General features: G+C 49.4%; 21 protein-coding genes and 1 tRNA gene. 3 read left to right on the forward strand and 19 right to left on the reverse strand.

Features of this window, described 5'->3' with window-relative positions:
• Positions 1–58: 58 nt before the first annotated feature.
• From LK436_RS16035 to LK436_RS16045, 3 genes are all read right to left on the reverse strand, one after another.
• On the reverse strand, positions 59–793 hold the full coding sequence (locus LK436_RS16035; RefSeq protein ID WP_008397409.1) for an amino acid ABC transporter ATP-binding protein: 735 nt from the start codon (positions 791–793) through the stop codon (positions 59–61).
• Between the two features lie 4 nt (positions 794–797).
• Positions 798–1,490, reverse strand: coding sequence for an amino acid ABC transporter permease (locus tag LK436_RS16040; RefSeq protein ID WP_008397408.1), 693 nt, complete (start codon positions 1,488–1,490; stop codon positions 798–800).
• Between the two features lie 110 nt (positions 1,491–1,600).
• Complete coding sequence (locus LK436_RS16045) at positions 1,601–2,449, reverse strand: basic amino acid ABC transporter substrate-binding protein (RefSeq protein ID WP_044931131.1); 849 nt, start codon at positions 2,447–2,449, stop codon at positions 1,601–1,603.
• Positions 2,450–2,861: 412 nt separating this feature from the next.
• On the opposite strand from LK436_RS16045, the gene LK436_RS16050 reads away from it, so the two are divergent.
• Positions 2,862–3,683: a YwaF family protein gene (locus tag LK436_RS16050; RefSeq protein ID WP_044931128.1), complete on the forward strand. Its 822-nt coding sequence runs from the start codon at positions 2,862–2,864 to the stop codon at positions 3,681–3,683.
• 210 nt (positions 3,684–3,893) lie between these two features.
• On the opposite strand, the gene LK436_RS16055 is transcribed toward LK436_RS16050, so the two are convergent.
• The 4 genes from LK436_RS16055 to LK436_RS16070 form a co-directional block, all read right to left on the reverse strand.
• Positions 3,894–5,024: an ATP-NAD kinase family protein gene (locus LK436_RS16055; protein ID WP_008397401.1), complete on the reverse strand. Its 1,131-nt coding sequence runs from the start codon at positions 5,022–5,024 to the stop codon at positions 3,894–3,896.
• Positions 5,025–5,376: 352 nt separating this feature from the next.
• Complete coding sequence (gene gcvPB, locus LK436_RS16060) at positions 5,377–6,942, reverse strand: aminomethyl-transferring glycine dehydrogenase subunit GcvPB (RefSeq protein WP_008397400.1); 1,566 nt, start codon at positions 6,940–6,942, stop codon at positions 5,377–5,379.
• 23 nt (positions 6,943–6,965) lie between these two features.
• Positions 6,966–8,357, reverse strand: coding sequence for an aminomethyl-transferring glycine dehydrogenase subunit GcvPA (gene gcvPA, locus LK436_RS16065; protein WP_044931220.1), 1,392 nt, complete (start codon positions 8,355–8,357; stop codon positions 6,966–6,968).
• A gap of 125 nt (positions 8,358–8,482) precedes the next feature.
• Positions 8,483–9,280 carry an SDR family NAD(P)-dependent oxidoreductase gene (locus LK436_RS16070; RefSeq protein ID WP_044931122.1) on the reverse strand — a complete coding sequence of 266 codons (798 nt, stop codon included), beginning with the start codon at positions 9,278–9,280 and terminating at the stop codon, positions 8,483–8,485.
• A gap of 465 nt (positions 9,281–9,745) precedes the next feature.
• Between LK436_RS16070 and LK436_RS16075 the strand changes: the two genes are divergently transcribed.
• Positions 9,746–11,467: a sigma-54 interaction domain-containing protein gene (locus LK436_RS16075; protein WP_008397396.1), complete on the forward strand. Its 1,722-nt coding sequence runs from the start codon at positions 9,746–9,748 to the stop codon at positions 11,465–11,467.
• Positions 11,468–11,840: 373 nt separating this feature from the next.
• Positions 11,841–13,442: a Na+/H+ antiporter NhaC family protein gene (locus LK436_RS16080; RefSeq protein WP_008397394.1), complete on the forward strand. Its 1,602-nt coding sequence runs from the start codon at positions 11,841–11,843 to the stop codon at positions 13,440–13,442.
• 256 nt (positions 13,443–13,698) lie between these two features.
• Here LK436_RS16080 and LK436_RS16085 read toward each other — a convergent pair whose 3' ends face one another.
• From LK436_RS16085 to trxB, 12 genes are all read right to left on the reverse strand, one after another.
• Positions 13,699–14,847 (reverse strand): aminotransferase class V-fold PLP-dependent enzyme, encoded by a 1,149-nt coding sequence (locus LK436_RS16085; RefSeq protein WP_008397392.1) that lies wholly within the window; start codon positions 14,845–14,847, stop codon positions 13,699–13,701.
• Between the two features lie 98 nt (positions 14,848–14,945).
• Positions 14,946–15,182: a DUF3343 domain-containing protein gene (locus LK436_RS16090; protein WP_044931217.1), complete on the reverse strand. Its 237-nt coding sequence runs from the start codon at positions 15,180–15,182 to the stop codon at positions 14,946–14,948.
• A 183-nt stretch (positions 15,183–15,365) separates the two neighbouring features.
• A complete protein-coding gene (locus tag LK436_RS16095; protein WP_008397390.1) occupies positions 15,366–15,572 on the reverse strand; it encodes a sulfurtransferase TusA family protein in 207 nt (68 codons plus the stop codon).
• 46 nt (positions 15,573–15,618) lie between these two features.
• Positions 15,619–16,707 carry a YedE family putative selenium transporter gene (yedE, locus tag LK436_RS16100; RefSeq protein WP_008397389.1) on the reverse strand — a complete coding sequence of 363 codons (1,089 nt, stop codon included), beginning with the start codon at positions 16,705–16,707 and terminating at the stop codon, positions 15,619–15,621.
• A 153-nt stretch (positions 16,708–16,860) separates the two neighbouring features.
• Positions 16,861–18,774 (reverse strand): selenocysteine-specific translation elongation factor, encoded by a 1,914-nt coding sequence (gene selB, locus LK436_RS16105; protein WP_008397387.1) that lies wholly within the window; start codon positions 18,772–18,774, stop codon positions 16,861–16,863.
• 4 nt (positions 18,775–18,778) lie between these two features.
• Positions 18,779–20,251, reverse strand: coding sequence for an L-seryl-tRNA(Sec) selenium transferase (selA, locus tag LK436_RS16110; RefSeq protein WP_008397386.1), 1,473 nt, complete (start codon positions 20,249–20,251; stop codon positions 18,779–18,781).
• A 42-nt stretch (positions 20,252–20,293) separates the two neighbouring features.
• Positions 20,294–20,387: transfer RNA gene (locus LK436_RS16115), tRNA-Sec, on the reverse strand.
• A gap of 316 nt (positions 20,388–20,703) precedes the next feature.
• Positions 20,704–21,822, reverse strand: coding sequence for a glycine/sarcosine/betaine reductase complex component C subunit alpha (grdD, locus tag LK436_RS16120; protein WP_008397384.1), 1,119 nt, complete (start codon positions 21,820–21,822; stop codon positions 20,704–20,706).
• Between the two features lie 28 nt (positions 21,823–21,850).
• Complete coding sequence (gene grdC / locus LK436_RS16125) at positions 21,851–23,398, reverse strand: glycine/sarcosine/betaine reductase complex component C subunit beta (protein ID WP_008397383.1); 1,548 nt, start codon at positions 23,396–23,398, stop codon at positions 21,851–21,853.
• A 177-nt stretch (positions 23,399–23,575) separates the two neighbouring features.
• On the reverse strand, positions 23,576–24,049 hold the full coding sequence (gene grdA, locus LK436_RS16130; protein ID WP_083794753.1) for a glycine/sarcosine/betaine reductase complex selenoprotein A: 474 nt from the start codon (positions 24,047–24,049) through the stop codon (positions 23,576–23,578).
• 150 nt (positions 24,050–24,199) lie between these two features.
• On the reverse strand, positions 24,200–24,517 hold the full coding sequence (gene trxA / locus LK436_RS16135; protein WP_008397378.1) for a thioredoxin TrxA: 318 nt from the start codon (positions 24,515–24,517) through the stop codon (positions 24,200–24,202).
• Positions 24,518–24,549: 32 nt separating this feature from the next.
• Positions 24,550–25,491, reverse strand: coding sequence for a thioredoxin-disulfide reductase (trxB, locus tag LK436_RS16140; protein WP_008397376.1), 942 nt, complete (start codon positions 25,489–25,491; stop codon positions 24,550–24,552).
• Positions 25,492–25,603 lie beyond the last annotated feature (112 nt).

The following is a 25,603-nucleotide window of genomic DNA, read 5'->3' on the forward strand; positions in this document are numbered from 1 at the left end:
ACGAAAAAAGGGCAGCCAAGCTGCCCCTTTTTATATGTCCTCCCCTGCTCTCCCTCTGTCAGAGAACCTTGCTCAGGAAGGCTTTCAGTCTTTCATTCTTTGGATTTGAGAAAAATTCTTTCGGCTCATTCTCCTCCACAAAATTTCCTCCGTCCATGAACATTACGCGGGTGGCCACCTCTCTGGCAAAGCCCATCTCATGGGTAACTACCACCATGGTCATTTTCGCCTCTGCCAGATCCCGCATAACATTCAGCACCTCTCCTACCATCTCGGGGTCGAGAGCTGAGGTGGGCTCATCGAACAGCATCACATCCGGCTTCATGCACAGAGCGCGGACAATGGCGATTCGCTGTTTCTGGCCTCCCGAGAGCTGGCTCGGATACGCGTTTGCCCTGTCGGCAAGTCCTACCCTCTCCAGAAGCTTCATGGCCTCCGGCTCAATCTCTTCCTTTTTCTTGCCCTGGAGCTTAATGGGCGCCAGTGTCAGATTCTCCAGAATCGTCATATGCGGAAACAGGTTAAACTGCTGAAACACCATTCCCATTTTCTGCCGGTGCTTATTAATGTCTGTCCTCTTGTCCGTGATATCCGTTCCCTCAAACAGAATCTGTCCTTCTGTCGGCTCCTCCAGAAGGTTCAGACACCTCAGAAAGGTACTTTTTCCTGAACCGGAGGCTCCAATGACACAGACAACATCTCCTTTATAAATATCAACTGTCACATCCTTCAGAACCTGAAGGGATCCAAAGCTCTTTCCCAGATGCTTCACCTGGATTAAAGGCTCTTCCATTCTGTTAGTGCTCACTCTGTCTAAGCCTCCTTTCCAGAATCTTGATAAGCTGCGTAAAGATAAGCACAATCGCAAGATAAATCAATGCCACTGCAATCAACGGCATAAATGCACTGTAGGTACGGCTTCTGATAATGTCTCCGCCCTTGGTCAGATCCTGAAGCCCGATGTATCCGGCAATGGAGGTCTCCTTCAGAAGGGCGATAAACTCATTGCAGAGAGCCGGAAGCACATTTTTAAACGCCTGCGGCATGATAATATACCACATAGTCTGCGGGTAGTTAAAGCCAAGGCTTCTTCCCGCCTCAAACTGTCCATTGTCAATGGACATGATTCCGCTTCGGAAGATCTCCGCCACATAGGCGCCTGAGTTAATTCCGAAGGCCAGAACTGCCACCAGCACCTTGTCGATTCTGACGCTGGCAAAAATTACATAGTAAATAATCAAAAGCTGCACCAGCACTGGTGTTCCTCTTATAACAGTCAGATAGACATTGCAGATGAAATTCAGAATTTTCAAGCGGTGCGTCTTATCGTAGGTCGACCGGATGATTCCCACAATAAAGCCGATTACAATACCCACCAGCACTGCAAAAAATGTAATCTGAATGGTTGTCACAAGGCCGTCTGCAATGTAATGCCAGTTATCCCCATTAATAAAATTTCTGGTAAACGTATCCACAAACTGATTCCACATATTCCCTGTTCTCTCTCACTTTTTTGATCCGCATTCCTGTCCTTTTACCACAGGAAAGCTGCACCTATTCAGTCACAGGTGCAGCCGTCGATTTTCTGTTTCCATTAAGTTTACTCTGCCGGGATATATTTGTCAACAATGGCGTCAAGAGTTCCCTCTTCTTTCAGCTCTGCAATGGCTCCGTTGATCTGCTCTAAAAGCTCTGTGTTATCCTTGTTCACTGCCATAGCATAGTCCTCAGAAGATAATGCCTCTTCGAGAATTACCAGCCCCTCATCCTGCGCAACAAAGTTCTTGGCAGGAGCGTTGTCGATTACCACTGCGTCAATCTTACCCTGAGTCACAGACTGAACTGCCTCAAATCCCTTATTGTAACGCTCAACTGTTGTGCCCTCAATCTCGCTCACGAGAAGATCTCCTGTCGTTCCCAGCTGAACGCCCACTACCTTGCCGGCCAGGTCATCAACGGAGGCAATGTCGCTTCCCTCTTTGACAATAATCACCTGAGCCGCTGTCGCGTATGTGTCTGTAAAGTTTACAGATGCCTCTCTGTCCGGTGTCACAGTCATTCCTGCTGCAACAAAGTCTACCTTATCGCTGACCAGGGCAGGAATCAGAGCGTCAAACTCCATATCCTCAACCTGTACATCCATTCCCAGCTTTTCTCCGATTGCCTCTGCAATCTCAACATCAATTCCCACAATCGCATCGCCGTCATAGTACTCATATGGTGGGAAGGTTGCATTTGTTCCCATAATTAATGTGCCGCCTGCAGTCTCCTCCGCTGCCTCAGCATCCTCGGCCGCCGTCGATCCTTCTGCAACTGCCTCAGAACCTGCTGCTGTCGTCTCCTCAGCTGCCGCAGCTGTGGTGTCTGCTGTGCTGCCTCCTGATGAGCAGCCTGCCAGAGCTGCTGCCATAACTGCTGCCATAGATAATGCTAAAAATTTCTTTTTCATAATAGACTCCTCCATTTACCTTCTTTTCATTTTCGTTTACAGTTTCCATTTATATGCCCATGGATCTCTTTGACCCTGGGCTGAAAGTCAAAACCTTGCTGTCCTTTTCCGTTGGCAGTACAGAGAATCCATTTCTCTTATTCTTTTGAATATTTATGTATTCCCTGTATTTCTCTGATATATCATTATTATACGCATTTTCTGTAAATAGTCAACTGTTTTTTTGTATAAATAAAACTTGTAGTTGTTTATTTATTCATTCAAAACATCTAAAATACTGGTTTATACACGTTTCATGAATATTTTATCATTTACAGAAGCCGCACCCTCACAGCTGCTTGTCTTTTTCCCTGGAAAGGACTATACTGAATCTGCCGAAACGAACGATTACCATACGAAAAGAGGTTATTTTATGAAATACCTGCTCTTAAACTATATTTTAGAGCCGACCGCCTGGCCGATGGAGCCTCCTGCTCCCGGCTCTGTCTTTCACCTGTCTCTCAGTTTTATTCTGATTTCCCTGGCCCTCCTCCTGGCCTGGAAACTGCGCCATCTGGGTGAACCGCAGGCCATACGGCTTCTGACCGGACTGGGAATACTTCTCTTCTGCTGCGAACTGTATAAACAGCTCTTTATCTACTATATTGAAAATAACGGCCACTACAACTGGTGGTACTTCCCCTTTCAGCTGTGCAGCCTTCCCATGTACCTCTGCCTGTTCCTCCCCTTTCTCACAGCCAGAAAGAGGGCTCTGCTCTTCACCTTCATGTACCAGTACAACCTTTTAGGCGCCCTGCTGGTTTTTGCAGAGCCCAGCGGGCTGATGCATCCCTACTGGACGCTGACCCTGCACGGCTTTTTCTGGCATGGAATTCTCGTATTCATCGGCTTTTTCATCCTGTTTTCCGGCCGTACCTCGTCTGGAAATGATGTATTCCTGAAAACCACCGCCCTCTTTCTCTCCTGCTGTGCCATTGCTGCGGGAATCAACGTCCTGTCACGGCAGGTTGCCCTGCCGCCCTGGCAGGATGCGGACATGTTTTACATATCCCCATTTTATCCAAATACACAGATTGTTTTCCACCAGATTGCCGAGCGCTTTGGTATTTCTGCAGGAAATATTGCTTACCTGGCCGCAATTATAGCGGGAGCCTTTCTGATGAAGGAGATTTCAGGTGCAGTGTCAAAGCATCGCAAAAAAAGCGTCAAAATGACACGGCATGAGCTTCTGTAACACAGAACAGCACGAGTAAAAATCTCCATAATCCCCCGGTGTCTGTAAGATAAAAGGACGGCTGCCCGCAGCAGCCATCCTTCACCTCAAAGTTATTTTGTTTTTATGAAATATTTCTCATTGCAAAATATTTCTTCATTATTAAATATTCCTTCATTATGAAACATTCCTTCATTAATTAAAGCCGGCACTCTGCCGCAATGGCAGTCTCTAATTTTCACTTACTCTGCACATAGTGAATTCACCATATGCCGTCACCACGCGGTAATAGCCGCACAGCTCCTGGTTCAGCTTCTGATCCGGTGTGTCTACCAGGAACGGCTGATGATGAAATTCCGCGATCTTCGCCTTGGTAGCGATAATTATAATATTCTCCCTGCCAATCTCCCGGATCACCTCCGGCGTAATCTGCTGGTTTCCACGACCAAAGAGGAAGCCCTGCCCTCCCGTCACTGTCACAACCAGCTTTGTCTTCTTGCCTCTGATATAGTCAAGGATTTTATCCCCGTAGAGATCATTTGCCACCAGTTCCCGGTTCTTTATCAGATCAACGCCGATCAGCGTATTTTTCAGCCCCAGCATCTGCATGATTCCCCTGGTGGTGGTTCCTGCTCCGATCAGGTAGTAGGTGTCTGGGTCCATATGCTCCACAATCTCATGGGCGATGGACTCGATGGCAGCTGTCTCCGAGAGAGGAGTCGGCGCCTTTCTGTTCTGGGTAAATACGTGCTCCAAGGGGACGGAAAGGTAGCCGTACAGCCTTGTGTTGATAATTTCCTGGCGGTAGAGATCCTCGTCAATATCCAGTACCTCCTGCTCCGCCGTCTTTGTCACCTTTCCTGACAGCCACAGCTTTGCAAGACTTCCGGCGCTCTGAGGATTTTTGGCATAAACAGGAGAGTGAATTTTTACTCCTGCCGGGATCCCCAGAGCAGGAAGCTCCGTTCCCACTCCCTCGTAGATATCGCGGGCCGTTCCGTCTCCGCCTGCAAACAGCAGGAGATCCACTCCCTCCTCTTTCAGACGCCTTGCCAGGGAGAGAGTATCAGCCCGTGAGCTGTCGAGAAGGGCATTCAGATCCTTTCCCCCCTCAGGCATCAGAACAGCGGTCTTAAATCCCAGCTCCTCTGCTGCCTCCGCCCCCATATCGCCGGGGTAGGTGAGAATTTCTATTTCATCCTTCAGTTCCAGAAGCTCCGCGAGGGCAATGCGCACCCTCTCATTGGCCCTGGGCTTGGCACCGCGCCTGAGCGCTTCTTCCACCATATGATCGGTGCCCTTGAGGCCCACACTGCCTCCCATTCCGGCCACCGGGTTAATAATTAGGCCTAATTTTTTCATGGTTGTATTTACTCCTTTTTCTATAACTGTGCAGGGGTGACGGAGGAATTATGATATAATTTTTTATTCCGGTAAAGTCACAAAAAATTATATCATAATTCCCCCTGTTCTGCTAATGCGGAAAAGTAAATTTTTCCCCACAGATTGATTTCTAATTTCAGAGATATTGATCCTCAAACTTCCAGTTCCTGAAACAGACAGAGAAAAAGAAGGCTGCTGTGACTTCTCCTGCATACGCTTCGGAGAGGTGCGGCAGCAGCTCTTCTTTTAGAAAAAACACTTATCTTTACTTAGGGAAACCCAAACTTCGCTCCGTTCGGGCAGCGGCTAACCTTCTGCGTTCCGCACAAAATTAGTCTTCGTTGTATTTTCTCTGGTATACTTTCCAGGTGGTTGCCCATCTTGCCGGATCATCCATGCCGGACTCGTCTACCTGATGTGTTACGCTTCTGTGAGGAGCGGTCTTGATGATCTCCGGATTCTCGTGAGCCTCCTTGAATACGTATTTCAGAGTCTCGATGTACTCGTCGATATCCTTCTTGGATGGTGTCTCTGTCGGCTCTAAGGTCATCGGCTCAGGCAGATAGAATGGATGGTGGGAAGTCCAGTAATGCATACCGAAATCCATCATTCTTCTCTGAACATCCAGTGTTCCGATTCCTGTTTCCTTCTCCAGATTCTCTAAGGAGTATCTTGCCTGCTCTACTCTCTGGTTGTTGCCGTCCTGGTAGTATGCGGAAACTTCCGGAAGCTCCATCAGTTTCTTGAACAGGTAGTTGTTGTTTAATACAGAGGTCTTTGCAACCTGGTATAATCCGTCCGGACCCATGCTTCTGATCCAGCAGTATGCCTTTAATACAACCTCAGCAACGCCGTACCACTCTCTGACCTTTCCAACTGCATTTGGATTTGCGCAGATGTCATAGTTTAAGAAGTACTTCTCTCCGTCGTAGTCGATGATCGGAGCCGGAAGGAATTTAACCAGATCCTTCTGAACACCTGTAGCGCCGCAGGCTGGGCCGCCGCATCCGTGAGGTGTGGAGAATGTCTTGTGCAGGTTGAAGAAGCACATATCGAATCCGGCATCTCTTGCTCTTGTAACTCCTAAGAGGCCGTTTGCATTTGCCTGATCGTAAGCGCAGAGACCGCCGATGGAGTGAACGTAGTCAACGAACTCTTTTACATGGCCGTTGTAAACGCCTGTATCCTCTGGGTTTGCTACAATGTAGCCTGCTGTCTTCTCAGAGCATGCTGCCTTTAACTGCTCTAAGGTCGGAAGTCCTGTCACTGGGTCTGGCTGTAAGTAGATAATCTTAAATCCAGCTACTGCAGGAGCTGCCGCATCAGACGGATGGGAGTAAATGGTTGTGATGATCTCGTTTCTGTCCTCTCCCTTGTCCTTGAAGTAAGCGCGGATAACAGAAGCCATGGTCATGATACCCTGGGAACCGCCGCTTGGCTGGAAGGAGAAGTGATCCATTCCGGAAATCTCGCACATATACTTATCTGTATTGTAGAAAATCTCCAGCATACCCTGTACAGTGGACGGATCCTGTAATGGATGGTAGTCGCGGATCAGGGCAGATAACTGCTCGTTTACCTTCGGGCTGTACTTAACTGTACAGGTTCCCTGGCCGATCTCGATGTTCACATCAGCGCCTAATGTCTGCTGTGCCAGTCTTGCATAGTGGCGAAGAACACGGCTCTGGGACATTTCCGGCAGGTTTAACTTTGTGCTTCTCTTCATGCCCTCCGGAATAGCTGCTGTACCTTTTACTTCCTTGGCAACCTCTTCCTCAGGAGCACCTACTAAAATACCTCTCTCACCTGGGGTGCTTAACTCGTAAATGATCGGCTCATCCCATTTTGCCTGGTGAAATTTTGTTCTGACCTTTGATGATCTATCTATTCTTTTCACAATATCATTCCTTTCCGCGCAGCCTATTTGATAACCTCAGCGATTGCTGCTGCCAGTGTATCCAGATCTTCCTTCATATGAACCTCTGTCACGCAGTACAGAGCAGACTGTCCCAGATTCGGGAACTCCTTGGATAAGTCTTTTCCTCCGAAGATGCCCTTTACAAGGAGAGCCTTGTTGATCTCCTCAACAGTCTTTCCTGTCTCTGTAAAGTCAATGACAAACTCTTTGAAGAATACGCTTCCGAATGGATTTACCTTGATTCCAGGAATCTCGGAGAGCTTCTTTGCAGCGTACTGTGCATTTGCCATGATTAACTCGTCAACCTCTGCCATACCCTGAGGTCCCATAGTAGCCAGGTAAACGCCTGCTGTGATTCCCCAAAGTGCAGACTGTGTACCAACGTACTCTTTACCATGCTCTCTGTGGTGTCCGAAAGAAGTTCTGTCGTAGGCAACATCACCGAAGCCGTACTCGCCTGGCTCGGAAGTCGGAGCGATACCAAACAGTCTGGACGGGAACTCCATAACGAACTTCTCATCATCTGTTGTAGCCATAAATCCGGACTGGCCGCCGCCGTAGAACATATGAATGCCCAGTGGCTGTAAGTCACCGCAGACAATATCTGCACCGTATGTCGGAGGTGTAGCCAGAACGCCTAAGGAAATCGGATCAATACCTACAAGGCTTAATCCGCCTGCTGCATGTACTGCATCGGAGATAGCCTGTCCGTTTGGTTCAATCACGCCTAAGTAGTTCGGGTTCTCGAAATACATACCGATTACATCGTCGTTTAATTTTGCCTTTAAGTCATCTAAATCAATGGTTCCCTGAGCGGTTGCCTTTACCTTCTCGAACTTGATTACGCTCTCTGCGTAGTTCTTCATAACGGCCAGCTTCTGAGGATCGATAATCTCAGGAACCAGAACAACAGAGCGGTTTGTGATTCTCTGTGCCATTCTTACTGTTGTAGCGGCAGCCTGTGCCCAGTCCATAGTAGGTACGTTTACAACGTCCATATCTACTAACTCAGCAACCATGCTGGCATACTCGAACAGAGACTGGAAACGTCCCTCATCGTTGTATGGCTCGCCGCCGTATGCTGTTAAGAACTCGCCCTTTCCGTTGATCTCGTCGCAGATAGCCGGAACGTAATGCTGCCAGCAGCCTGCGCCTAAGAAGTTTAAGTTCTTGTGGCAGTCTGTATCCTTGGAGAGAACTTTCTCCACGTGTCTTCTCAGCTCATACTCAGAACCAAATGCCTTCGGCAGGTTCATATTCTCTTTTAATTTTAAAATCTCTGGAACGTTCTTGTGAAGCTCCTCCAGAGAGTTCATTCCGATCTCGTGGAGCATCTCCTCCTGAATCTCAGGAACTGAGTTCGGTATGTAAGGATGGCTTGCATATCCTTTCATTTTTATAATTCCTCCTTTAATTTCGGGTTTTATATTCCGGGGAAATGAGGCGTTCTGCCCCATTTCCCTTCATTTCTTCCTTCATGCAGTCTGTGCTGCCTGAGAGCAGCTTCCAGAACGGCTGATTATGCGATTCCGCCGCCGTCTACTACCAGTGCTGCACCTGTGATCCAGCTTGATAAGTCGCTTGCCAGGAAGAGAACTGCATTTGCGATATCCTCCGGCATACCGATTCTTGCAAGAGGTCTGCCAGTTCCGCAGTCTGCCAGATAAGAATCCATCTGCTCGCCGCCCTCTTTGACAACGCCTGTCTGCTTTCCTTCATCGCGGAGCATTGCTGTATCTGTGTCGCCTGGGTTTACGCTGTTGACACGGATGTTCTGATGACCGTGGTCAATAGCCATAGCTCTTGTTACGTTTACAATACCGCCCTTAACTGCGCAGTAAGCAGCTGCCAGGTCGCCTCCCTTTAAGCCCCAGCCGGAACCTGTGTTGATGATGCTTCCGCCGCCGTTTGCTGCCATTACCGGGATTGTGTACTTGGAGAACAGGAACAGTCCCTTTAAGCCTACATCCAGAACGAAATCCCACTCCTTCTCTGTCAGGTCTGCGATAGTCTTTCTTACTGTAACGCCTGCATTGTTGTGAAGGATATCAATTCTTCCATATTTTGCTACAACGCCGTCAATCGTTGCCTTTACCTGCTCCTCGTTTGTAACATCACATTTGAAGAATGTCACATCTCTGCCTGCCTGGCGAAGCTCCTCAGCTTTCTCCTCACCCTTCGGGCTGATATCTACCATAGCTACCTTTGCGCCGTAAGCGGAGAGAATCTCAACAACTCCCAGTCCGATTCCTGAGCTTCCGCCCGTAACAACTGCTACCTTGCCAGTCAGGTTTAATGGATCTTTCTTTGTGATCATAAATGTCATCCTCCTTTATATATGTTCATTATTAATGCGTACAGGTTACCGGTTAAAACAGAAGCCGCTTTTGCTCTTTCAGCCTTTTCTTTCTCTTCTGTTTTGCTTTTAAAAGCCGTATCCTTTTTTCACCCATTTATTAAAGCAAGGCTCATGCCAAAAAAAGCAGAACTTTTTCATTTATCTGTATTTTATTCCCTCTTTATTAGTAAAAACGGCCTTTTTCCTGAATAAAATGCCGCTTTTTGTTTTTTTATTTTCTTTTGTGATGGCTGTCTGCAAAGGCTTTTTGCCATTTTAATGTCACCTGATTTGTCATATTTTCCAGGTTTTGATGGCAAATGTCAATAGTTTGTCATCTTTTTTCAAGATATTGTCATCATTTTTCCTGTGTGTTATAATCTAGCTGTCAAACTGTACATCCTATTATATTATAAAATACGATCAATCATAGGGGGAACAATTATGACTCAGTTAGAAGATATGCGCTCTGCTGTCGAGCACTTTGTTTCAGCAGCCGCTGAGGCCTTCCGCGTGGAAGCCGCCGTTTTTGACAATGAGAGCAACCTGTTTTTCTGCACTCCCACCTATCTGAAGAAAAAGGGCAATGCAGTCCACTACGCGTTCATCCAGGATGTCATTGTCAATGGCAATGTCCTTGTCACAGAGCCTGGCAAAATGCCTGCCTGCATCGGATGCCGTTTTAACGAGCACTGCCCCGCTACCATGGAAATCCTCTGCTGCATCCACAGCGGAACAGAGGTGGCCGGGGTTATCTCCTTTACCGCCTTTACAAAAGAAGGACAAAAGCGCGTTTCCGCGCATACGGATATCTACCTGAATGCCATTACAAAGCTCTCGAGCCTGATCGGCGAATACCTTCAGCAGCTCTCAGACGACGGATCCGCTGCAGACACGATAAACCTCATTGAGAATCTGATGGCGCTGTACGAACAGCCGCTGCTCTTAACAGATCCCAACGGCGTCGTCCTGCGCTACAACAGCCTGGCGGCAAAAATTCTCAAGTTCTGCAATGTGTCAGCCACCAGCCTGCGCCAGATCTTTTCCGAGGACACTGCCAGAAAAATCACCTCCGGCAATGATCTGTACGAAAAGAAAGTATCTATCGGCGAGAATACCGCCAAGGTGACGACCCGCTCCATCTACTCCGGAGATCACATCCACTCGATCCTTGTGAGAATTTCAAACGAGTTTTATGAAAGCCAGGCAGAATCCGGCTCTTTTCAGAAGCTCATCGGTTCCAGCAAGGAATTCTCTCATATACAAAAGATGATCAAGCGTGTGGCTGACAGCCCCACCCCCATCCTGATTACCGGGGAGACTGGAACGGGAAAAGAGCTGGTAGCCCGGTCCATCCATGAGCAGAGCCGCCGGGCAAAATATCCCTTTGTAGCTATCAACTGTTCCAGTATCCCTGAAAACCTCTTCGAAAGCGAACTGTTCGGCTACGAGGAAGGCTCCTTTACGGGAGCAAAAAAGGGCGGAAAAATGGGAAAAATTGAGCTGGCTCAGGGCGGAACCCTGTTTCTCGATGAGCTGGGGGAAATGCCCCTCTCTGTCCAGCCAAAGCTGCTGCGCGTCCTGCAGGAATATGAGCTGGAGAGGGTAGGCTCCACCAAAAAAATCCATTTGGACATTAGAATTGTGGCAGCTACCAACCGTGATCTTGCTGATATGATCAAAGAGGGTAAATTTCGTGAGGATCTCTTCTACCGTATCAGCGTAATTAATATTAAGCTGCCCCCTCTCCGGGAGCGGAAAGATGACATTATACCCATCAGCAAAAATTATCTGGAGCTGCTGCACAGCCGCATGAGCACTCCCCTCAGAAAAATCTCGTCTGAGGCAGAGAAGCTGTTCCTCAATTATCCCTGGCCCGGAAATATCCGAGAGCTTCAGAACGTTATTGAGTATGCGGCCAACCTCTGCGACGGGGACACACTGAATCCTTCCGATCTGCCGGAACATCTGATTTCAAGGCTGAATCTGGAATTCAGTGAAAAGCAGGAACCCCGCTCCGCTCATCTTCCCGATTCCCAGGAAAAGCAGATTCAGGAGCTTCTGGCAACCTACGGCCATACACTTGAGGGCAAGAAACGAATTGCAGCTGCCCTCGGAATCAGCCTGAGAACTCTTTACCGCAAGCTGAATCAGATGCAGCTTTAACTTAATTATCGATTTGCTATATGTTTAGGAAAGACTGGCTGGAAGCCGGGCAGAAAATCTCTGCCTTTCCAGCCAGAAATTTTAATTGTTTTTTAAGATATTTGTCAAATTTGACATTCCATTGACACCTTTTATGACAGATTCAGCTGTCAATTTATCTTCATACTTTCTGTTTTTTTGCATCTTCCGGCCTTATCAAAAAACCTATTTCACTCCTTTTACAAAATTTTAACTGACGACAAAAAGCCCTTTTTTCAGCGTTTTTTTATCAAACTATAATGTATTTTTTATATCTTTTTCGCACATTTTATTTTCTTGGCATCTTTCTTGCTTTTTAGTTAGACAACAATTTCATAAAAGAGGAGGAAACTATATGGAAACTGGTTATGGCATTTTAGCCCTCGTACCGCCTGTGATTGCGATTGCGCTTTGCTTCGCGACGAAACAGGTACTTATCTCTATGTTTGCAGGTTTGTTTGCCGGATGTCTGATTATTTCTAATTGGAACCCGTTTGCAGCCTGTGCTTACGCTCTGGATCAGATTGCAGTGAATATGTCCGGGAATATTGTCCTGCTCCTGTTCACCCTGTTCATGGGCGTCGGCATCTCTTTCATCTGGAAGCTGGGCGGAAGCTTCGCTCTGGCAGCTGCTGCCAAGAAGCGTTTCAAAAAGCGCCGCTCTGTCTGCCTGGGAACCTGGGGACTCGGTATGTGCTGCTCCGTTAACGACTGTCTGGCAGCTGCTATCGACGGAAACGTATTCCGCGATATCTGTAAAGAGTACCGTATCTCATCTGAGAAATTCTCCTACGTTCTCGACGCTACAGCCGCTCCGGCAGCTGCATTCTTCATTTCCGACTGGATCGCTTACCAGATCGGTATGATTGGCCAGGGACTTGACGCAGCAGGAATCACAGGTCTTACTCCTGTAGGCGCTTATTTCCAGACTCTTCCGTTCAATATGTACTCTATCTTCACCCTGCTTTTCGTGGGAATGCTGATGTACACAGGACGCGACTACGGTCCAATGTTAAAGGCTGAGGCCCGTTGTCTGGAGACTGGACAGTTTACACGTCCAGGTGCAAAGCCAATGCTTGATGTAGGAAGCGAACTTGGAGAGGCAAAGCAGACAAAACCGATGATCCGCTCCTTCGTTCTTCCGATTGTTATTACATTCGCTATCATCATTTTCGGTATCATCTACACAGGATGGACCAGCCCGGATCGTACCGGTTCCGGACTTATGGACATCTTAAATGTCTGCGATGTTCAGCTGGCTCTCTACTGGGGCTCCTTCGGAATGGCAGTTACAGGTATCGTAATCGCCCTTGTTTCCAAGATCATGACCTTCGACGAGACCATGTCTACTATCGTAGACGGCTTCAAGCTGATGGCCCTTACAGGAGCTATTCTGGTTATGGCCTGGTCACTGGCTGAGGTTACAAAGAGTATGGGACTTGGAGAGTTCGTTGCTCACTATGTAGGCGGCAACATCCCGACAGGACTTCTTCCTGTTCTGGTACTGCTCTGCTCCATGTTAGTTGCATTCGCAACCGGTACTTCCTGGGGAACCATGGCTATCATGACTCCTCTGGCTATCCAGTTGGCCTACATGATCACAAACGATGTGCACTTCTCCGTTGGTATGTGCGGCGCCGTATTATCAGGAGCTATCTTCGGCGACCACTGCTCACCGGTATCTGATACCACCGTTATGGCCTCCCTGTTCTCAGGCGCAGACCACATCGACCACGTTGGTACGCAGATTCCTTACACCTGTACCGTTGGCGCAGTTATCGCAGTTCTGTATGTACTGTACGGCTTCTTCCGCCTCTCCCCGGTTATTCTGATTCCGGTCGGACTTGTGGCGCTGTACTTCTTACAGATTATCTTACATAACATCTTCATGAAGAAGTATGGAATTGATCCAAACTACTCAAAGACCATGACAGAAGATCATGTGGTAGCAAAATAAAATTGTACGAGGGGCTGTGCAAAAAGCACAGAGTGAAAAAAAAGAAAATTGAATAAAAAAGAAGCTTTACGGCAGCATCGCAAAAGCCGTAAAGCTTCTTTTTTTATTGAACTTCTGCTCTCTTCCCGCTCCATTTTCTTTTCATGACTCTCTCCTGTAAGAAAACAGACATAAAACGGGAGGAATGTGAGGATTTTGTTCCGGTAAAGTCACAAAACTCTCACATTCCTCCCGCATCTCTTTGCAGTTTTCTTTTTTACTCTTTGGCCATCTCTCTCACAGCTCTGATTCCTGCTTCAATTTCCTCCTCTGTGTTAAACCAGGAGAAGGAGAATCTCACGATTCCCTGCTCCACAGTTCCCAGAGACTGGTGCATCAGAGGAGCACAGTGGGCTCCCGGCCGCGTGGCGATTCCATAGACCGTTTCCAGCTCATCGCTGACTCTCGAGGAATCGTACTCCCCAATGTTAATGGCCGCCACAGCCGTCCTCCTGAAACGGCTCAGACTGTCCTCAAAATCGCCGTAGACTTTGACACCGGGTATGCCTCTTACACCCTCATAAAACTGCATCAGAAGAGCGTTTTCCCGGCTGTGGATATTCTCCACGCCTGTCTTATCGATAAAGTCCAGGGCTGCATTAAGGCCGGCAATTCCGTGGCCGTTGAGAGTTCCCGCTTCAAGCCTCACCGGCATCTCGGAAGGGTGTTCTTTCAGAAAGCTGTGGACTCCGCTGCCTCCCCGCTTGAGAGGTGCAATATCCACTCCCTCCCGGACACAGAGGCCTCCCGTTCCCTGAGGTCCCATCAGACCCTTATGCCCGGTAAAGCACAGGACATCCGCCTGAAATACCTCCATATCCACCGGATAGGCTCCTGCTGTCTGGGAAATGTCGGCGATAAAAAGAAGGCCGTGTTTTTTACAGAACTCCCCCACTCTCTTCAGATCCACCACATTTCCTGTCACATTGGAAGCATGGGTACAGATCACCGCCTTGGTGTTTTTCTTGAGATTTGCCTCAAATTCTTCATATTTCAGCCTTCCCAGGCTGTCGCAGGTGACAAAGGACACATCGGTGCCCTGCTCTGCCAGATGAAACAAAGGCCTTAAAACGGAGTTGTGCTCCAGGACTGTCGTGATCACATGATCCTGAGGCCCGATCAGCCCGCAGATGGCTGTATTGAGGCTCTCTGTCGCATTGCAGGTAAACGCCGTCTGCCTAGGCTCTCCCGCATGAAACAGGCGGGCGATTTTTTCCCTTGTGCTGAAAATAATTCTCGAGGCGTCCATGGACGCCTCGCTGGCTCCCCTTCCTGAATTTCCAAAATTCATGAGAGCCCTGGACACGGCGTCTGCTACCTGGGCGGGCTTCTTCATAGTTGTAGCCGCATTGTCAAAATATATCATACTGTATCCGCCTTTCCAATCTGCTGCAAAACCGTTTTATGGTTTGACAGCTGCAAATGGCAAATTTGACAAATATGCCATCATACTTCTTACCAGTTCTAATACAGAATTTCCGCAAAATCTTCCCACTCAAGCCCTTTTTTCCGGAGAAAATCTTTAAATACCTCTGCATGTTCCGGGCTTGTACACCAGGCCAGACCGCAGCCGGCCGACAGCTCCCGCGGCACAGGGATCATGCGCCCCGGCCTTCCGGCCTCCTTGCATGCCTTTTCCAGAGCAATGGCATCGGCTGTTGTGTGGAATGTAATAATCAGTGTCGGTTCTTTTTTTCTCATATTCTCTCTTTCATTTATGCTGCAACGGTCCAGTCTTCCGCTCTGGGGCGGCATCCGGACCGCTGACACGTTTTGCGATACGTATAAACTTCTGTTTTCAGCAGTTTGGCACGGGATCCCCCGGCGCTTTCATGCATTCTGCGCGAAAGCACCGGGGGATCCCGAAAGCCGAACTGCTGCTTTTTATTCAATAATCAGTTCAAAGTCTTCGCCATTTTCTCTGACAGAAACATTTTTTCCCTGGCTCTTTGCGTATTTCTCCACATTCTGTCTTGTATGGACTTCGCTGACGAGCACCCGAATGGTTTCACTTCCATGTTTTTTAATGGCATCGGCTGTCATCATTACCGGCTCCGGGCAGGAAAGCCCTCTTGCATCTACCTCGTACATTCTCTGTCACCTCTCATTCATGATCTTTCACTTTTCTGCTGCACTTTTATTTTTTCCCTTTGGAAGGCAAAAAACCAATCATAAACAGCACCACGATGGCAATCACCAGCGCCACCTTTCCAGCCATGGCCGGACCGCCTGCTACAGCTTCCGCTGTCTCAGTAGCCGCTGCCGCCGCCGAAGCCGCCAGACCAAAGTTATGGCAGAAAGCCGCTCCTACAAACAGTCCCAGAAAGGTCACTGCTGCATCGGAGGAGCCCTGTCCTGTCAGGACGAGCTGCCTTAACGGACATCCGCCCGCAAGCACAGCAGCAAATCCCACTGCATACATTCCCAGGAAATTCCAGATATGCTGGGAGTGAGCTACCGGCTGTCCTGCAAAGGAGAGCTTAAATCCGCCTGTGGCCAGGTTGAATACCAGCATTACAACAAACAGTCCGCCGAGCACGCTGAGAAGGTCAAAATTTCTCATAAGGATTACATCGCGAAAACCTCCTGCAAAGCAGGTGCGGCTTTTCTGCGCCACGGCTCCGAATACAAGTCCTGCGATCAGGGATGCCGCCACCGGAGCATGCATGCTTCCCGGGCCGGACTCACTGGACACAAACAGAGTCGTTGTAAGCGACAGCACAAACAGAAATACCAGAAGTGCCGGGATCACAAATCCGCTGGATTCCTTGGTCGGATAAGCTCTGCCCAGCGAAAATCCTCTCTTAAGGGCAAGAGTACCGGTAAAAATTCCCAGCACAAAGCCTGGAAGTGCTACCACGGCATTCAGATCTCCGGCTGAAAGTCTGAGAAGCAGACGCAGCGGGCAGCCCAGAAATACCAGGGAGCCAATCATCATAATCACGCCCAGCAGGAAACGGATCATCGGTGAGGAGCCAGATGTGGAACGGTACTCCTTCGTGGCAATGGAAATCAGAAACGCTCCGCACACAATCCCCACGATCTCCGGTCTGAAATACTGGACAATCGCTGCAGAGTGCAGTTTCATAGAGCCTGCTGTATCCCGGATAAAGCAGGCAATACAGAGCGCCATGTTGGCCGGGTTCCCCAGAAGCGCCAGCGCCGCTGCCGCAATTCCCAGGATCGCTCCCAGGCCGAGCCTTGTTGTCAAGTTACTGTTATTCATTTCTTATCTCCCCCTTATAGGATGTATATTCTATGAACCAGGTGAAAAGGAAGGGCAGACAGGTTACCTCCCCTGTCCCCTTCTTTTTCACCTGGAATGCATAGCTTTTTGCGGCCTCCCTGCTGGCTGCTCCAGGCAAAAAACCAAGGGTTCCTATTTTCCTCCCGGAATCCTCGCGTCCCCCACCTTCTTCGTGATCTTCATCTGATCGTAGGTCTCCAGCAGCATCACTGCGTATTTTCTTGAGGTGCCTAAAAGATCCCTGAATTCTCCCAGAGTAATTTCAGGATGGGAGCTCAGGTAGTCTCTCAGCACGCTCAGAGCCCGATCCCAGTGTTCCTTATGCATCAGAACCCCTGTTCCGGCCTTTACGAGAACCCCCTGCTTGGTAAGCTCTGCCAGCACCTGCTTGGCCTGCTTTTTATCCTTATAGGCGCTCACCAGCTCCTCTGTGGATGGGACCTCGATTCCCGCCTTTTTATATATATTTTCCAGATCGGTAACCAGTCTCGACGCCTCGTCTGAATAGCTGACCGTAAATCCTGCCACGGAGACAATGCTTCCCTGGATGGAAATCACCTTCCGCTTCTCCAGCTCTGCCATCAGAGTCTCCGCTTTCTTCATGCTCTGAAGATGCAGTCTCTCCGCCAGACGGCTCTTAAGCTCTTCCCGATCCATGCCTCCTACAATGGGATTTTCCCGGTGGAACTGGGCCAGAATCTCCTTTGCAGTCTCCGCGACGCGCTCCCAGTAGGCCTTTCCCACAAAGCTTCCGTCGTTCAGGTGAAGGATCTTCTTTTTATTCCTGAGTGTATCCAGCAGCTTTTCCGCCTCAGATACCGTCAGATCCATCCACGCAGCCAGCTCCTTCGGCTCCGGGAATCGGCGGCTCTCCTCGTCCACCATCTGTTCCAGTACCTCGATGTCTGTGCCCGTCTTTTTCAGGCGCAGAGACTCGATCACCGCCTCCTGGCCCCTCTTGTGCTTATCAGCTGCCGGATTCAGCACGGTTCCTCCTCCGAAGGTTTCCACCGGAGAATAGAAGCGGACAATAAATTTGTCATTTCTCTTGACACAGATTGGCTCGTCGAAGCGAAGCTGAACAAAGGCCTCCTGCCCCGCCTCGATTACGTCGGCGTCCAACAGGATCACCTTTCCTATCACCTGGGCGGAGCCGTAGCTTAAATGTACCCGGTCGCCGTTTTTGAGTTTCCTCTGTGTGGAGCCAAACAGTCTCAGCGTCGCATCCACCATGGTACTGTTTACCAGGGAACCAGGATAGGCCAGCACCTCCCCGCGGCTCAGCTCCTCCTTCTTGATGCCTGCCAGATTGATGGCTGTCCTCTGCCCTGCAAAAGCCTTTTCCTCCTTCTGGCCATGGCTCTGAACTCCCCTGATCTTTAAGAGCCTTTCCTGAGGATAGACCATCACCTCCTGTCCCGTTTCACACATTCCCTCGATCAGAGTACCTGTGACAACGGTTCCAAAGCCCTCCATGGTAAACACCCGGTCAATGGGAAGGCGGAACAGCTCGGCCTCCTCCCTGCGCTTTCCGGTTTTCTTTGCCATGTCAATGATCATCTGCTTTAACGTTTCAATGTTCTCCCCGGTGTAGGATGACACTCGGATGCGGGGGGCCTGCTCCAGGAAGCTGCCCTCCACCAGCTCATTCACATCCTCCTCAACCATATCCGCCCAGTCGCTGTCCACCGTATCAGATTTTGTGAGAACAATGATTCCCTGGCGGATCTGAAGCATTTTCAGGATCTCAAAGTGCTCCACCGTCTGGGGCATGACCCCTTCATCCAGGGCGATTACGAGAAGTACAAGATCAATGCCTCCGATTCCTGCAAGCATGTTTTTGACAAACTTCTCATGGCCCGGAACGTCGATAATTCCGATGTGGACACCGTCCGTATCCAGAAGGTTTGCAAAGCCCAGCTCAATGGTGATTCCTCGCTTCTTCTCCTCCTTCAGCCTGTCTGTGTCAATTCCGCTGAGAGCCTTGATCAGACAGGTTTTGCCGTGATCCACATGTCCCGCAGTTCCAACAATCACATTCTGCATCCTGCTATTCCTCCCTGTCCGCCTCTGTCTCTGCCGGGCGGGCTGCTGTCCTTCCCGTTTCCTCTTTTTCCATCTCAGCGCTGCTGTGCTCTGCTCTGCAGAGAGCCTCTGCAATCCGCTGGAACTCATCATCCTCGATTGTGCGGACATTCAGATACACTGCATCGTGGAATACATGGGTAATCACAGGCAACTCTGCCTTCCTGAGAAGACGCTCCAGCCTTGCCTCTGAGATCGTATCACTTTTGATGGAAACTGCATAGCCAGGAAGCATCACACCCGGCGCTGAACCGCCGCCCACCTGATCCTCGCAGGCCTCCACAGCATAGACAAAGCTCTCTGTCTGCTCCTCCAGAAGCGCCTTCAGGCGGCCGGCTCTCTCAAGAAGCTCCTCCCTTCCCATGGTAAGCATCCGGAGAATCGGCACGTTTCTCCTGCACGTACTCCTGTCCAGATACTCGAAGAAAGTAGCCTCCATGGCAGAAAGCGTCATCTTGTCCACCCGGAATGCTCTGGCAAGGGGATGGGCCTTCATTCTGTCAATCAGTTCCTTCTTTCCGATGATCACGCCGCCCTGCGGTCCGCCTAAAAGCTTGTCTCCGCTGAACAGCACCACATCTGCTCCGTCCTTCAGAGCGCCCTGGACCGTCGGCTCGTCAATGCCGAACTCCCCAAGGTCATTCATGAGTCCGCTGCCGAGGTCGTAGATAACAGGAATGTTCCACTCCCTTCCAAGCTCCGCCAGCTCGGGAACTGTGGTTTCCTGGGTAAATCCGATAATCCTGTAATTGCTCGTGTGGACCTTTAAGAGTGCTCCTGTGACGCCCTCCGTGTAAGCATTCCGGTAGTCAGAAACCTTCGTCTTATTTGTCGTCCCGATGTCCCTTAAAATTGCGCCGCTCTCCTCCATAATCTCCGGAATGCGGAAGGAGCCGCCGATCTCCACCAGCTCTCCTCTGGACACAATTACTTCCTTTCCTCTTGCGAGGGCTGACAGGCAGAGCATGGTGGCAGCTGCATTGTTGTTCACCACCATGGCAGCCTCCGCGCCTGTCACCTTCCTGATAATCTCCTCCACATGGCTGTGTCGGGAACCTCTGGCCCCCTTCTTCAAATCGTATTCCAGAGTGGAATAATGAGCCGCGGCCTCGCAGACTCCCTCAATGGCTCTCTCAGACAGATTCGCCCTCCCCAGGTTCGTGTGAAGCACAATCCCTGTGGCATTGATTACCCGTCTTAAATTCCTCTTCTGGCGCAGCCGGATCAGCTTCAGCGCCTCGTCAGCCACCTGCTCCCGGCTCATCACTCTGTCTGTTTTTCCTTCTAAAATTCCGGCTCTCAGCGCGTCAATCTGTTCGCGCACAGCCTCCACAATCACACTGCGCGGCATTTTCTCCATAAAAAAAATAAGGCGCTCATCTCGCAGCACCTCATCAATCTTAGGGATTTTACGCAGTAAAACCTGTTTTTCTCCCATAGCAATATTATCCTTCCTTATGACTACCAGATGAAAAAGAAACGGAGGAGGTGGGAATCGAACCCACCCGGGGAGCTCTTAACTCCCCACAACGGTTTTGAAGACCGCGAGGCACACCAGCAACCTATCTGCCTCCTCATTCTGCATAGCATGTAAAATACTATCATATATTCAGTTTTCTGTCAAGAATTTTAGGGAATTTTGTAAATGGGGCGGTCGGGAAAGGATGCAGTTTTTTTGTTCCAGAAAAGTCACAAAAAAACTGCATCCTTTCCCGACCTTTATCCACTTTACACTCTTCCCGGGTGAGAGGGGAGAAGCTGCCCATCATGCCCTTCTTCCCTCTGTTTTTTCTCCCCCGTAAGCAGTGGTAAGGGAAGAGAACGAGAGTTTTATGTGACTTCGCTGGAACAGAAAACTCTCGTTCTCTTTCCCGCCCCCCCCCTTACGCCTTACCCGATGTATCCGGCTGCGGTGAGAAGCTCTACCGCCTTCTCTTTCTTGTCTGCAGCCATTCTCACGATTGGGCCTGTGCAGCCCATGCCGCTCTCAGCGTAGATTCCATTCTTCCAGAGAACCTTAACTGCATCCTCCAGATCCATAACCTCGATTCCAGGAATCTGCTCAGTACAGATCTCCTTTGGAGGCATGGCCACTTCCTCGTCTGCGTCTGCCTTCTTTGTGTTTGCCTTCTTGATCTCGTCAAGGATCGCTCTGAGTCCGGCCTTCTCAGCCTTCTTCCACTCATCCTTCACGATCTTCTTCCAGTCGTGGTTGATCAGGTTTGTGGCAAACTCCATGGCTCCTGCAATCACCGGAGCTCCCGATGCTCTGGACACGATCATGATGAGCTTGTCAAAGTCCGGACCGATACCTGGGCCGTAGCCAAAGCCTAATGACTCATAGCTTCCTCCTGTCGTGTAGGCGGAGAAGATCTTTGTCATCAGGTTTCCTGTCAGGGAGTCCATAACCATAACGTCTGCAGATGCAGACAAAAGGTCATTTCCTCTCATAACGATTCCGCCGTCTGCGCGGGCAGAGTCAGCGAAATGAATATCGTAGCCGTTCTCCTTTAACTGGATCAGGTACTTCTCTGTCTGCCTTGCGCCGTCGATATTGGCGATGCCGACGGTCGGATTTTCAATTCCGTCTGCCTTAGCTGCAATAATGCCGTAGATGGCATTCTTCACCATGGCGCAGACACGGTCTGTATCAGAAGTTCCTGTGGTTGTGGCCAGATACATGGCCTTTCCCATTCCTGGGGTAATAATTTTTCCAACAGTAGAAACGCCTACCGGGAATGGATAGTGCATGGTAACAGCGGCGTCAATCTCGCCGGATTCCAGCAGCTCCTCCATCTTTTTATGAGTATCCTCTCCCTCGATCATATAGGGAGTGAGTCCCTTCCTCACTGCCAGCTCAAAGGCTCTGTCAATGTTCTCCTGGCCGTGCTCGCTTCCCTCGCACGCGAAGCCGATAACTGCCTTCTTACCATAACGGCCTGTTTCAAGAGCGTCCGCAACTTCCAGAAAGGTCTCTGCAATCATTTTCTTAATCTTTGCTTCAGACATAGCTCTTCGTCCTTTCCAAGATATTTTCCTACTCTTCCAGAAGTCCCTTTGCGAATTCTCTCATGGCCTGGCCGATCATGGATTTAATCTGCTTCTCGTCGACAGCCTGTCCCTCGTCAGCGCCGGAACCGTCATTGGTCTCTACTACGAAGGAAATACCGTCGAACAGGTTTGTCATTCTTCCAAGGAAGAGGCTTCCCTTTCCGATAATCATGGCACGCTTTGTCTCGCCTGCCAGGATCTCGTCTCTTAACGGACCCATGTACGGAACGCCGGACGGAATATGTCCCTGTGTCGGAGCCCAGCCTACCATACCGTGATCCTTAACGAAGGATGCGATCTCTGTTCTCTGAAGCTCGCCCTTCTTTACGCCTAAAGCAGCGATCATCTTGTAGTTTGCCTCCGGAACATCGCCTGCACCTGCCGGCTTTGTAATATCCGGATTCTGCATCTCAGGTGAGTACTTGTCAATATCCAGGATCTTCAGCCCGGCAGCCTCAAGAGGAGCTGTTACCAGGGAAGAAATTACATTCTGAGGAGCAGCGCCTGTTCCGATTGTGTGGCGTCCGACAATATCAGTACGGATAACCGGGTTCACACCGTCGTTTGCGCTGATTAATACGGAGAAGCCTGCAACACAGTCCTCCAGTACCGGAACACCCTTCTTCACATGATCCTTAGCGTTCATACCCAGCTTAGCTGTACATCCTCCGGCTGTTACGACTACATTCTTGAATGCGCCGCACTGTACCAGAGCTGCTGCATGGACAATGGCATGGGCCGGTCCTGCACAGAAGCCTCTCACGTCGGAACCTGTTGCGTTTGTAAAGCCTGCTACCTCAGCAGCTGCCTTTGCGAAGTTTCCGCCGCCTCTCTGGTTCATATCGCCGCAGGCCTCCTCGCAGCAGTCGATGACATAGTCTACATCCTCTGGATTCACGCCGGCCTTCTTCACTAACTCGATCAGAGCCAGAACGCTGGATGCCTTTGCAACAATGTTCTCGAGCATCGTATGAGCAGACAGGTTTACGTCCACATCGTGAGCCCTCTTTACAGCTCCTACCAGCTTGCCGCCGTCGTAAAGTCCCTCGGAGTGCTCGTTCTCTACTAAAGCCTTGATGTCTTCCTCTGTGCTCTCGTTTCTGTCTAATAAAGCAAGCTGCTCCTCTGTCAGGAGATCCTGAGCAGCTAATTTCTCCTTAACGGAAGCGGCAAAGTTCTTCTCAAGATATACAAGCTCAAATACATCGCAGATCTGCATCAGTCCGTAGAACTCGTCCTGCGGCATAATCTGGCCGTACTTGCCGTCTCTCTTTGCATTCTCCCACTTTGTGTTGAAAAATGGGAACTCGATTCCTCTGAGTGCCTCCGGCTTCTCATTTCCAATATAAATCTGGTTTGGAAGGTAGGAAACTGCATCCTCATAGCTTCTTAAATGCTTAGGAAGCTCTTTTAAGTATTCGGAATCAGGATTCACAATCTTCTCTGTAGTCTGTGTTGTTCCATTCTCAAGAACCATATCCGGAACGACTGCAAGCACATAGCTTGCACCTTTTAAAACAGGATATCCGCCCATGTCATTCACCTCATATATGATAGTTTATAATCATTTTATACTAGCTAATACTTTTTCTCTTCTGTTTCTGCGCCCATAAGAACCTGCAGAACGCAAGGGAAATTTTCCCGTATTTAAGAATTTCCCGGCAGAACAAAGCCCGCCGGGAAATTTATGAGAGCGCCTGCGCGCACTCAATTAGAGGTATTTACAATACTGATCACGGATAGAAGACATCTCGTTGTGGATATCATCGACATCCATAACCATCTCCATCATGCTGATCTGGTCGTCGTAAACACCAGGATCTACTTCTGCCTTGATTTCATCCTCACAGATGTGGTATACGGTAAGTCCCAACTGGACTCCTGCCAAAGGACCTGCGAAAGTCGGATCTCCTGCTGTTACAGTTTCAGCGGCAAGGCCTGCTGCCTCACCCTCTGCTGCTCCGAGAATTACTACTACATTCTCCGGACCATACTGCTCTGCGAAATCTTTTACTCTCTTCTGGTTTTCCAGATCCATGGCACCTGCGGACGTTCAGACGAAGCACTCCGTAGAGGAATAAATAACCTCAGCTCCGGCTGTCTTGACACACTCTTCAATAGCCGGGCCCGGAATTCCGTCACGGTCGCCGATGATAATGGCTTTTTTACCGTTTAAAATTGCCATTTCCGATTCCTCCTTTTCTCTAAATTTTTTATAGACACCGCCTGTGCGGTTTCTAGCGGACTAATTATATCACAACCCAGGCAGTTTGCCCAGATCGTCCTGCTCTGAAAAAGCAGTTTTTTCAATGTATTTGCAAGCAGGCTTCTGAACTTACAGGTTAGCCTTGATCATTGCCTCCACATTCTCTGGTGTTGCGTCATCCTTTACGCACTCAGCAACCTTCTCGCCGCCCTTGTAGATAGCGATAACCGGAAGACCTAATACCTTCTGGCCGATAGCCAGACGGCGTGCCTTTGTTGTGTTCAGGGAAGTGAACTTAATGTCCTTTCCGTAAACATCCTCCATAGCGTGGATATGTGGCATTAAAGCCTGGCATGGAACACAGCCGTCGCCGTAGAAATCAACTAAAACAGTTCCCTCTGCCTTTAAAACTTCTTCTTCAAAGTTTTCCTTAGTTAAATCAACCATTTTCTTTCACCCTCTCTGAGATATTCCAGTGATCATTCCATCTCGGAAATATATTTTTCAGCCTGCTGGGCAGCGATGGCACCGTCAGCAGCTGCTGTTACTACCTGTCTTAATGACTTAACCCGGACATCTCCTGCCGCAAAAACGCCCGGAATATTGGTATGCATGTTGTCATCGGTCTTAATATAGCCGTTTTCCATGTCAAGCATACCCTCAAACAGATCAGTTCTCGGTATGTATCCGATAAATCCGAATACACCGAACATTCCGTCATCCGGATCTGCCTCAATTCTTGTGATCTCACCTGTCTTCACGTTCTTTACAGTCATGGCAGACAGAAGTCCGTCACCCTCAAGACCGTCAACAACTGTATCCCACATGAAGTGCAGTTTCGGATTCTTGAATGCCTTCTCCTGGATGGACTTGGCAGCGCGCAGCTCGTCTCTTCTGTGGATGATGGTTACCTTTCTGGCAAACTTTGTCAGGTACATAGCCTCCTCAACGGCAGAATCTCCGCCGCCTACTACGAATACCTCAAAGTCCTCGAAGAAGTTGGCGTCACAAGTAGCGCAGAAGGAAACTCCCTTGCCCACGAACTCGCCCTCTCTCTTGCAGCCGATTGGACGCGGATATGCGCCGGTTGCAATGATCAGGCACTTGCACTCGTATTCGCCGTTGGTTCCATAAAGCTTCTTAATCGGGCCTTCCAGCTCAACTTTGTTGATAGTGTCTGTCACGCGCTCTGCGCCGAACTTCTCAACCTGCTTTGTCATACGCTCGATTAAGGATGGGCCGCTCTCTCCATCTACCATCTGTCCAGGATAGTTTTCAATTTCGTCTGTAATGGCGATCTGTCCGCCGTCCTTTGCCTTCTCAATCACGAGAGTGTCCAGGCGGTATCTTCCAGAGTACAGACCGGCAGCCAGTCCTCCCGGACCAGCACCTAAAATGATTACGTCATAAATCTTGCCCATGTCAATTTCTCCCTTCGCAGCTTAAAGCTGCCGCAAATTTGCGGTAATTTATTTCGCCCCGCCGGGATGCCGCAGAGCCGAAGCCCCTTGACATCTCGGGCGGGATGAATTC

This window comes from Clostridium sp. M62/1 (assembly GCF_020736365.1).
Classification (GTDB): domain Bacteria; phylum Bacillota; class Clostridia; order Lachnospirales; family Lachnospiraceae; genus Otoolea; species Otoolea saccharolyticum_A.